Below are 10,732 nucleotides of genomic sequence, written 5' to 3'. Positions count from 1 at the left end.
GAGTTCGGCAGCGACTTCCGGAGCCTTGTGGGCACAGCGATTTTCGTGAGCCGGCGCGAGGCAGTCAGGACGGCGTCCTTGCCGAACGCGTCGATCGCCGCGCCGACCGCGGGCCCCGCGCCGTACAGTCCCGTCGTCGTCACGAGCAGTTGGGCGAGGTCGGACTGGAACTGGGCGTCGGTGGCACCGAATTCGGCGACGCCGAAGCCGCCGAACAGCACCGCGCCGTCGTCGGCGGTGATCTCGTGGCCACGCAGGTCCCCGTGGGATATCTGGTGGCCGTGCAGCGTGCGCAGCGCCTCCCACACCCGGGCGACGGGGACCTCGTGGGCATACTCGTCGAGCGGCCCGCCGCGAACCGGAGTGTGGGCGTGCAGCATCCATCCCCGCGCCAACGGCGTCACGGCGATCGTGGAGGTGTTGGCGAGCCCCGCATCGCCGATGGCGATGGCCATCAGCGCGCGATGCTCCACGGCGCGGCGCATCGAGGCCACCAGGGGGGCGGTCTCGTCGTCGCGCAGGCGCACCTTTCGCCAGATCTGGCGTAGTGCCCCCCCGCTGCGTTGATGGGGCCCGTACAACTCCATCACCGCCGAGGCTGCCACCGCCGAGTCGGGATCGGACGACGCGGCCCGCAGCACCAGCGGCCCCGCGCCGGCCGGCCGGACCACGGTCAGCTGCGACACGAAGAACCCGCGGCCGGCCATCGCCCGGACTGCGCCGTCCAGCGGCACCTCGAGGGCCGGCGTGCCGACAACCAGGACCACCAGCGCACCGACCAGCCATCCCACTGCCAGCCCCAGCAGTGAGCGGGCCGGCACGATGGCACTGATGACCAGGTGGATCGGCACGAAGGCGAGCAGCAGCGCCCACCACCAGTGCCGCCAGCGCGCCGGCAGCCAGGGGCCCGACACGGTAAGGACGGCCGCCAGCATCGCGATCCACCGGGGGTCGTCGAGGAACTGGGCGGGCACCGTGGTGAGCCGGTCGGACAACTCGAAGTGCCAGCGGGGTGCCGCGATGTGGTTGCTACTGAGCGTCAACAGGACGACGGAGGCCATCCCGGCGCCCGCATAGGCGCCCAGCAGCTTCCACTGCCGCGAGACGATCAGGCCCATCAGGATCACGAACGGCAGCGCCACGATCGCCAACCCGTACACCAGGTAAACCGCGTCGGACTGCGCAGGCGACAACACACCGACGATCTGCGAGACAGATCTCTCCAGCGAGACCCAGTCGGGCCGGGTGATCAGCGAACTGGTGATCACGGTGGCAAGGAACAGGGCCGCCAGAACCAGTCGCAGGATGTCGTTGGTACGCCGGATCAGCGGTTGCAGCAAGCTGCCGGAAACGCCGATGTCGCACCCGTCGACTCGCATGCTCCCAGTGTCCCCTGAGGTCCTTCGGATCGGCGCCGCACGCGCGGCGGCCCGGCGTCAACCTGACCCGCGCCGCACAACGGCCGGCCGGGGAAGGACACAACAGTGGTCTGACCACTTGACGTCTGGCCACTTGGCCGCCACACTTGCCGCATGGCGCTGCAACCCGTGGTTCGCCGATCGGTGCCCGAAGAGGTCTTCGAGCAGATCGCCGCCGACGTGCTGAGTGGGGAGATGCAGCCCGGTGCGGCCCTGCCCAGTGAGCGCCAGCTCGCCGAGGTGCTCGGCGTATCGCGGCCCGCCGTCCGCGAGGCGCTCAAGCGGCTGTCGGCAGCCGGCCTGGTCGACGTGCGCCAGGGCGGCGTCACCACGGTCCGCGACTTCCGGCGGCACGCGGGTCTGGATCTGTTGCCGCGTCTGCTGTTTCGCAACGGTGAGCTCGACAGCGCGGTCTTCCGCAGCATCCTCGAGGCCCGGCTGCGCAACGGCCCGAAAGTCGCCGAGCTTGCGGCCGAACGACACGGACCCGACCTGCCGGGGTTGCTGGAGAACGCGCTGCGCGCCCTGGAGTCGGCGCCCGGCCCCCTCGAGTGGCAACGCCGTGCGCTCTCCTTCTGGGAACATGTGGTCGACAGCGCCGGATCGATCGTATTCCGGTTGATGTACAACGCTTTTCGCGCCGCCTACGAGCCGGCGATCGCGGCCGTCGCACCGGGGATGACCGCCGAAGGCAACTGCACGGAGGTCTATCGGGAACTGGCCGATGCGATCTGTGCCGGCGACGGGGCTGAAGCGAAGAGAGCCGCCCGCGAGGCCCTCGAACCGGCGAATGCGGCACTGCTGGAAGCACTCGAGCGCCGGGGGAAGCGGCGGTGAGCACCACTGCGGTGATCACCACCTATCTGCGCGGCCAGATCGCGCCCGGGGTTGACGCCGTCGGCGGGTTCTTCCGGACCTGTGTGCTCACCGGTAAAGCGCTGCTGCGGCGGCCCTTCCAGTGGCGCGAGACGATCGAGCAGGGTTGGTTCATCACCAGTGTGTCGCTGCTGCCTACCCTCGCGGTCGCGATTCCGCTGACCGTGCTCATCATCTTCACGCTCAACATCCTGCTGGCCGAGTTCGGCGCCGCCGACATCTCCGGCGCGGGTGCGGCCCTGGGCGCGGTCACCCAACTGGGGCCGCTGACCACTGTGCTGGTGATCGCCGGCGCCGGGTCCACGGCGATCTGCGCCGACCTGGGCGCCCGCACCATCCGCGAGGAGATCGACGCGATGGAGGTCCTCGGCATCGACCCCATCCACCGGCTGGTGGTGCCCCGTGTCGTGGCCGCGACCATCGTCGCGACCCTGCTCAACGGTGCGGTGATCACCATCGGCCTGGTCGGCGGTTTCATCTTCGGCGTTTACATCCAGCATGTGTCGGCAGGCGCCTACGTCGGCACCCTCACCCTGGTGACCGGCCTGCCCGAGGTGGTCATCTCGGTGGTCAAGTCCGCCACGTTCGGAACGATCGCCGGGCTGGTGGGCTGCTACCGCGGCCTGACCACCAAGGGTGGTCCCAAGGGCGTCGGCATCGCGGTCAACGAGACGCTGGTCCTGTGCGTGATCGCCCTGTTCGCGGTCAACGTGGTGCTGACGACGATCGGCATCCGGTTCGGGACGGGGCGCTGAGATGTCCACCGGTGTCATCGCACGGGGCCGGTTCCCGCGAACCGCCGCCACCATCGAGCGCTACGGCGGCGGCACGGCGCGCCGGTTCGAGCGGATCGGGATTTTCGCGCGGTTCACCCGCATCAGCTTCTGGCAGATCGGGTGGGCGCTGCGCCGCTATCACCGCGAGACGCTGCGGCTCATCGCCGAGATCGGTATGGGAACCGGCGCGATGGCCGTCGTGGGTGGCACGGTCGCGATCATCGGCTTCGTGACGCTGTCCGGCGGATCGCTGATCGCCATCCAGGGGTTCGCGTCGCTGGGCAACATCGGTGTCGAGGCGTTCACCGGATTCTTTGCCGCACTGGCCAACACACGTGTCGCCGCGCCCATCATCTCCGGAGTCGCGCTGGCCGCCACGGTCGGCGCCGGTGCCACCGCGCAGTTGGGTGCCATGCGGATCAGCGAGGAGATCGACGCGCTGGAAGTCATGGGCATCAAATCGATCTCGTTTCTGGTCTCGACCCGGATCCTGGGCGGTCTGGTGGTGATCGTGCCGTTGTACGCGCTGGCTCTCGACATGGCCTTCACCTCCGGGCAGATTGTCACGACGGTGTTCTACGGCCAGTCGAACGGCACCTACGAGCACTACTTCCGCACCTTCCTGCGGCCCGAGGACGTGGGCTGGTCGGTGCTCGAGGTCGTCATCATGGCGGTGGTGGTGATGATCACCCATTGCTACTACGGCTATACCGCCAGCGGCGGCCCGGTCGGGGTCGGTCAGGCCGTCGGGCGCTCGATGCGTTTCTCCCTGGTGTCGGTGGTGGTCGTGGTTCTGCTGGCCCAGTTGGCCCTCTACGGCGTCGACCCGAACTTCGACCTCACGGTGTGATGCCATGTCGACCCCGGCGATGCGTACCGACCGACGCGTGTGGCTGTATGTGGAGGGCATGGTCCTGCTGTCGGTCTGCGGTCTGGTTCTGGTGTTGGTGTACCTGCAGTTCCGCGGCGACTTCACACCGAAATCCGAGCTGACGATGGTGTCTTCGCGAGCAGGGCTGGTGATGGAATCGGGGGCGAAGGTCACCTACAACGGGGTGGCGATCGGCCGGGTGGCCGGCATCTCGGAGATCGAACGTGACGGCAGGCCGGCGGCCAAACTGCTGCTGGACGTCAACCCCCGCTACATCGAGGTGATCCCGGCCAATGTGGTGGCCAACATCGAGGCGGCCACTTTGTTCGGCAACAAATATGTGGCACTGAGCGCGCCCAAAGACCCGGATCGTCGGCATCTCTCACCGCGCGACGTGATCGACGCGCGTTCGGTGACAACCGAGTTCAACACGTTGTTCGAGTCGGTCACCTCGCTGGCGGAGAAGGTCGACCCCATCGAGCTGAACGCGACGCTGTCCGCGTTGGCGCAGGCGCTGAACGGGCTGGGAGACAAGTTCGGGGAATCGCTCGTCAACGGCAACGATATTCTGGCGCGGCTGAATCCGCGCATGCCCGCGTTCCGGCACGACGTTCGGCGGTTGGCGGATCTGGCCGATGTGTACGCCGGGGCCGCACCGGATCTGTGGGGCTTTCTGCAGAACGCGGTGACCACCGCGCGCACGCTGACCAGACAGCAGAACGATCTGGATGCCGCTCTGCTGGCGGCGGTCGGGGTGGGCCGCAACGGCGAAGAAATCTTTTCCCGCGGTGGGCCTTACCTGGCCCGCGGCGCCGCCGATCTGGTGCCCACCGCCCGGCTGCTCGACACCTACAGCCCCGAACTGCTCTGCACGGTCCGCAACTTTCACGACGCGGCACCCAAGGTCGCTCATGCCGTCGGCGGCAACGGCTATTCGCTGGCGGCTGCCGGAACCGTCGTCGGGGCCCCCAACCCGTATGTCTATCCGGACAACCTGCCCCGGGTCAACGCCCGCGGGGGGCCCGGCGGTGAGCCGGGCTGCTGGCAGACCATCACCCGCGACCTGTGGCCGGCGCCGTATCTGGTGATGGACACCGGCGCCAGCGTCGCGCCGTACAACCACTTCGAGCTCGGCCAGCCGATGTTCACCGAATACGTCTGGGGCCGCCAATACGGGGAGAACACGATCAACCCATGAGAACCACCGGCACAGCGATCAAACTCGGCGTCCTCTGGTCGGTGCTGGCGGTGTTCACCGCGGTGATCATCGTGGTGTTCGGGCAGATGCGGTTCGACCGCACCACAGGGTATTCCGCGGTGTTCACCGACGCGAGCGGGTTGCGTTCCGGTCAGTTCGTCCGCGCGGCGGGGGTGGAGGTCGGCAAGGTCTCCACGGTGACCCTGATCGCCGGGGACAGCCGCGTTCTGGTGGACTTCGCCGTGGACCGCTCGGTGGCGCTGGACCGGGCGACGACGGCCTCGATCCGCTACCTCAACCTCATCGGCGAGCGCTACCTGGAACTGGGCCGTGGCGACAGCGGCGAGCGGCTGGCCCCGGGCGGGACGATCCCGGTCGAGCACACGCAACCGGCTTTGGACCTCGACGCACTCATCGGCGGATTCCGCCCGCTGTTCAAGGCGCTGGACCCGGACAAGGTCAACGGCATCGCCTCCTCGATCATCACCGTGTTCCAGGGGCAGGGTGCCACCATCAACGACATCCTCGACCAGACTGCGTCCCTGACGGCCGCACTGGCCAACCGGGACAAGGTGATCGGCGAGGTCGTCACCAACCTGAACACCGTGCTGGCCGCCACAGTCAAGCACCAGAAAGAGCTCGACCGGACGGTCGACAACGTGGAACTGCTGATCACCGGGCTGAAAAACCGGGCCGACCCGCTGGCCGCGGCGGCGGCACACCTCAGCGACGCCGCGGGCACCCTGGCCGCTCTGCTGGGCGACGACCGGCCGGCGCTGCACGGCACCCTCGGGTACCTCGAGGACGTCGCGCAGCCGCTCATCGACGACCAGTCCGCTCTCGATGACGTGCTCGAGAAGCTGCCGCAGGCCTACCGCGTGATCGGCCGCGCCGGCGGCATCTACGGCGACTTCTACAACTTCTATCTCTGCGACATCGCCGTCAAGGTCAACGGTCTACAGCCCGGCGGCCCGGTGCGCACCGTCAAGCTGTTCGGGCAGCCCACCGGAAGGTGCACCCCGCAATGAGAACGCTCACGGAGGTCAACCGCGGCCGCATCGGGCTGATGGGCGCACTGGTCACGCTGCTCGCCGTCGGCGTGGGGCAAAGCTTCACCAGCGTGCCGATGCTGTTCGCCACACCGGTCTATTACGCGCAATTCGCCGATACCGGCGGCATCGGCACGGGTGACAGGGTGGAGATCGCCGGGGTGAACGTCGGCCTGGTGCGCTCGCTGGTGATCCGCGGGAACCGGGTCTTGATCGGATTCTCGTTGCCCGGCAGACGGATCGGGACGCAAAGCCGCGTGGCGGTCCGCACCGACACCTTTCTCGGACGCAAGAACATGCAGATCCAACCACGCGGCTCAGAACCGTTGCAGCCCAACGGCATCCTTCCCTCGGGGCAGACCACCACGCCCTACCAGATCTACGACGCGTTCGTCGACGTCACGAAGGCGGCAACGGATTGGAACATCGACCTCGTCAAGCGGTCACTGAACGTATTGTCGGAGACCTTCGATCAGACCGCGCCGCATCTGAGTGCCGCCCTCGACGGTGTGGCCAGATTCTCCGAGACCATCGGCGGTCGCGACGAGCAGATCAAGCAGTTGTTGGCCAATGCCAACAAGGTTGCGGGCGTGCTCGGCGACCGCAGCGAACAGGTCAACGGCTTGCTGGTCAACGCCGAGACATTGTTGGGCGCTTTTCGGGAGCGCAGTCAGGCGCTGAGCATTGTGCTCGCCAACGTATCGGCGGTGTCGGCCCAGGTGTCCGGTCTGATCAACGAGAATCCCAACGCGCATCACGTGTTGGCGCAGTTGGGCACGGTCAGCGACGAACTGGTCAAGCGCAAGAGTGAACTGGCCGATGTGCTGGTGCTGCTCAGCAGATACACCGCATCCCTGACGGAGGCCGTCGCTTCCGGGCCGTTCTTCAAGGCGATCGTGGCAAATCTGATGCCCTATCAGGTTCTGCAGCCCTGGGTTGACGCGGCGTTCAAGAAGCGCGGCATCGACCCGGAGAACTTCTGGCGCAGCGCCGGGCTGCCGGCGTTCCGGTGGCCCGACCCCAACGGGACACGGTTCCCCAACGGCGCACCGCCGCCGGCGCCGCCGGCGCTGGAGGGCACTCCGGATCACCCGGGGCCCGCCGTCGGGCCGGGATCGCCGTGCTCCTACGCGCCGCCGGCGGACGCGTTGCCGCGGCCCTCGAACCCGCTGCCCTGCATGGTGTCCGACCAAGGCCCCTTCGGTACCGACGCGGGCGGCTTCCTTACGCCGCCCGACATCCAGGCGTCGCCGCCCCATCCGGGTGGGACGCCGCCCACACCGGGGATACCGAGTGCGGCGCGGCCCGGCGACACGCCGCCGGACGTCCCGGGCAGCGGCGTTCCCCTGCCGGCGCACGCGCCGCCGGGCGCACGGACGGACCCGTTGACAGGCGGTGACAACCCATGAGCACCATCTTCGACATTCGTCACGTGCGGTTGCCGAAGATGTCCGGCAGGGCGCTGGTTGTCGGGGTGCTGGCGGTGGTGTTCGTCTGTATCGCTGCGGTCGCCGGGGTGACGCTCTACCGGAAACTGACCAACACGACGGTGGTGGCGTATTTCCCCGAGACCCTCGCCCTGTATGCGGGCGACAGGGTTCAGATCATGGGGGTGCGGGTCGGGTCGATCGACACGATCGAGCCGCTCGGCGACAAGATGCGAGTCACGTTGCACTACAGCAACGAGTACAAGGTGCCCGCCCAGGCCACGGCATCGATCCTGAACCCCAGTCTGGTGGCGTCGCGCACCATCCAGCTCTCACCGCCCTACACCGGCGGGCCGGTGCTCGAGGACGGTGCGGTGATCCCGATCGAGCGCACCCAGGTGCCCGTCGAGTGGGATCAGCTGCGCGATTCCCTCAACGGGATCCTGCGTCAACTCGGCCCGACCGAGCGGCAGCCGAAAGGTCCGTTCGGTGAGGTCGTCGACAAGGCGGCCGACAATCTGGCCGGAAAAGGCAAGCAGGTCAACGACACCCTGAACAACCTGTCGCAGGCGCTGACCGCGCTGAACGAGGGCCGGGGCGACTTCGTCGCGATCACGCGAAGCCTGGCGCAGTTCGTCAGCGCGCTGTACCAGAACGATCGACAGTTCGTCGCACTCAACGCCGACCTCGCCGAGTTCACCGGCTGGTTCACCAAATCCGACCATGACGTGGCCGACACCGTCGGACACATCGACGACGTTCTGGCAACAGCCCGGAAATTCTTGAGCGACAACAGATCCGTGCTGAGCCACGACGTCGGCAACGTCGCCGACGTGACGACCGCGATCCTGGCATCCGAGCCGCGCGACGGCCTGGAAACCGCGCTGCATGTGCTGCCCACCTTCGCGGGCAACTTCAACAACCTCTACCATCCGCTGAGCAGCTCGCTGGTGGGCCTGTTCGCTTTTCCGAACTTCGCCAACCCGCTGCAGTTCGTCTGCAGTGCCATCCAGGCGGGCAGCCGGCTGGGCTACCAGGACTCGGCCGAGCTGTGCGCGCAGTATCTGGCCCCGGTGCTGGACGCCATCAAGTTCAACTACTTTCCCGCCGGCGCGAACTTCTTCAACTCGCCGGCCACCTTGCCCAAGGAGGTGGCGTATTCCGAGGAGCGGCTGCGCCCCCCGCCGGGGTACAAGGACACCACCGTCCCGGGGATCTTCGCGCGCGACACACCGTTCTCGCACGGCAATCACGAGCCCGGCTGGGTCGTCGCGCCGGGAATGCAGGGCACGCCGGTGCAGCCTGCCACGACGAACATGCTCACCGCGGAATCGCTGGCCGAGCTCATGGGGGGGCCGGACGTCCCGCCCCCGCCGCCGGGTGTGAACATGCCCGGACCGCCGAACGCCTATGACGAGTCCAATCCGCCGCCGCCGCAGTGGTCTCCGCAGCCCGCTCGCCCGGGGCCGGGCCAGTGAGCGCGCAGGGCACTCGCCGCGCGCCGGTGTGGGTGCTGGCCGTTCTGCTGGTACCGGTGATGCTGACGTCGTGCACCTGGCGGGGCATCGCGAACGTGCCGCTGCCCGTCGGCCAAGGCACGGGCCCCGACCACCTGACGATCTATGTGCAGATGCCGGACACGCTGGCACTGAACACCAACAGCCGGGTCAGGGTCGCCGACGTGTGGGTCGGCACTGTGCGGGCTATCAGGCTGAGGAACTGGATCGCGACCCTGACGCTGAACGTAGACCCCAGCGTGCGGCTACCCGCCAACGCGACCGCGAAAATCGGTCAGACCAGCCTGCTGGGAACTCAGCACGTCGAGTTGGCCGCGCCGAAAGATCCGTCGCCGCAACAGTTGCGAAGCGGCGACACCATCCCGCTGCAGAACGCCTCGGCTTACCCCACCGTCGAACGGACGTTGGCCAGCATTGCGGTGATCCTCAATGGCGGCGGAATTCCGAATCTCGACGCGATCCAATCCGAGGTCGTCGACATCCTCGACGGCCACGTCGACCAGGTCCGCGAATTCCTCCAGCGCCTGGACACCTTCACTGCCGAACTGAACCGGCAGCGCGGCGATCTGACCCGTGCCATCGATTCGTCCAACGAACTCCTGGCCATCGTCGCCAACCGTAAGGACACCCTGGAGCGGGTGCTCACCGAGATCCCGCCTCTGATAAAGCATTTCGCCGATACCCGTGCCTTGTTCGCCGACGCCACCGAGGCGTTGGGTCGGTTCAGCGATGCCGCCAACCGGGCGCTGGTCGCCACCCGGCCCAACCTGCACCAGAGTCTGGCGGCGCTGCAGAGGCCGCTCAAACAGCTGGGTCGGGCCTCGCCGTACGTGGTGGGTGCGCTGAAATTGGGTCTCACGGCGCCCTTCAACATCGACGACGTGACACAGGTGATCCGCGGCGACTACATCAACGTGTCCGCCACGCTCGACCTGACACTTTCCACCATCGACAACACCACGCTGAGTGGAACGGGTTTCTCCGGCGCTCTGCGGGCCCTCGAGCAGTCGTGGGGACGGGATCCGGAAACCATGATCCCCGACGTCCGCTACACCCCGAACCCGAACGATGCCCCGGGTGGGCCGCTGGTGGAAAGGGGTGACTGAGAGATGTTGACCCGCATGATCAAAGCCCAGCTGGTGGTGTTGGCGGGGGTGGCGGTGGCCGCGGTGGTCGTCCTGGTCTGGTACTACCTGCAGATACCGAGCCTGGTCGGCATCGGTCGGTACACGGTGTATGCCGAACTGCCGCAGTCCGGGGGCCTGTATCGCACGTCCAACGTCACCTACCGCGGCATCACCATCGGGAAGGTCACCGCCGTCGACCCGACGCGGCGAGGCGCGCGGGCGGCGATGAGCATCGACAACCGCTACCAGGTCCCCGCCGACGCATCGGCCAACGTGCACTCGGTCTCGGCGGTCGGCGAGCAATTCATCGACCTGGTGTCGAACCGCAACCGAGGCCCGTTCCTGCGCGACGGGCAGACGATCACCACGACCACCGTTCCCAGCCAGATCGGCCCGGCGCTCGATGCCGCCAATGAAGGCTTGGCGGTGCTGCCCAAGGACAAGGTCGCATCACTGCTCCACGAGACGGCACA

Annotated in this window: 10 protein-coding genes; 9 read left to right on the top strand and 1 reads right to left on the bottom strand. The window is 67.6% G+C overall.

All coding sequences use genetic code 11. The features are described 5' to 3' along the window. Nucleotides 1-1,379, bottom strand: a 1,379-nt coding sequence (locus AC2VOK_RS17280; protein ID WP_486944297.1) for a BUD32 family EKC/KEOPS complex subunit, incomplete at its 3' end; no start/stop codon positions are given. Nucleotides 1,380-1,532: 153 nt separating this feature from the next. On the opposite strand from AC2VOK_RS17280, the gene AC2VOK_RS17275 reads away from it, so the two are divergent. The 9 genes from AC2VOK_RS17275 to AC2VOK_RS17235 all read left to right on the top strand — a co-directional run. Continuing rightward, nucleotides 1,533-2,255 (top strand): FadR/GntR family transcriptional regulator, encoded by a 723-nt coding sequence (locus AC2VOK_RS17275; RefSeq protein ID WP_428901577.1) that lies wholly within the window; start codon nt 1,533-1,535, stop codon nt 2,253-2,255. Continuing rightward, nucleotides 2,252-3,049, top strand: coding sequence for an MlaE family ABC transporter permease (locus AC2VOK_RS17270; RefSeq protein WP_428901576.1), 798 nt, complete (start codon nt 2,252-2,254; stop codon nt 3,047-3,049). Before AC2VOK_RS17275 ends, AC2VOK_RS17270 begins: the two co-directional genes overlap by 4 nt. Before the next feature lies 1 nt (nt 3,050). Further along, the gene (locus tag AC2VOK_RS17265; protein WP_428901575.1) at nt 3,051-3,920 is read left to right on the top strand and encodes an MlaE family ABC transporter permease; all 870 of its coding nucleotides are present in this window, start codon (nt 3,051-3,053) and stop codon (nt 3,918-3,920) included. A 4-nt stretch (nt 3,921-3,924) separates the two neighbouring features. Beyond that, a complete protein-coding gene (locus AC2VOK_RS17260) occupies nt 3,925-5,139 on the top strand; it encodes an MCE family protein (protein ID WP_428901574.1) in 1,215 nt (404 codons plus the stop codon). Further along, the gene (locus AC2VOK_RS17255) at nt 5,136-6,167 is read left to right on the top strand and encodes an MCE family protein (RefSeq protein WP_428901573.1); all 1,032 of its coding nucleotides are present in this window, start codon (nt 5,136-5,138) and stop codon (nt 6,165-6,167) included. The genes AC2VOK_RS17260 and AC2VOK_RS17255 overlap by 4 nt, the downstream gene beginning before the upstream one ends. Beyond that, on the top strand, nt 6,164-7,597 hold the full coding sequence (locus tag AC2VOK_RS17250; protein WP_428901572.1) for a virulence factor Mce family protein: 1,434 nt from the start codon (nt 6,164-6,166) through the stop codon (nt 7,595-7,597). The genes AC2VOK_RS17255 and AC2VOK_RS17250 overlap by 4 nt, the downstream gene beginning before the upstream one ends. Next, nucleotides 7,594-9,093: a virulence factor Mce family protein gene (locus tag AC2VOK_RS17245; RefSeq protein ID WP_428901571.1), complete on the top strand. Its 1,500-nt coding sequence runs from the start codon at nt 7,594-7,596 to the stop codon at nt 9,091-9,093. The genes AC2VOK_RS17250 and AC2VOK_RS17245 overlap by 4 nt, the downstream gene beginning before the upstream one ends. After that, nucleotides 9,090-10,238, top strand: a complete 1,149-nt coding sequence (locus AC2VOK_RS17240; protein ID WP_428901570.1) for a virulence factor Mce family protein — start codon at nt 9,090-9,092, stop codon at nt 10,236-10,238. Before AC2VOK_RS17245 ends, AC2VOK_RS17240 begins: the two co-directional genes overlap by 4 nt. A 3-nt stretch (nt 10,239-10,241) precedes the next feature. Then, nucleotides 10,242-10,732 (top strand): MCE family protein (locus tag AC2VOK_RS17235; protein ID WP_428901569.1); only part of this gene is annotated, 491 nt, incomplete at its 3' end.

Source organism: Mycobacterium sp. TH-M116, assembly GCF_057473685.1.
This window is presented reverse-complemented; position numbering and strand designations above follow the sequence as displayed.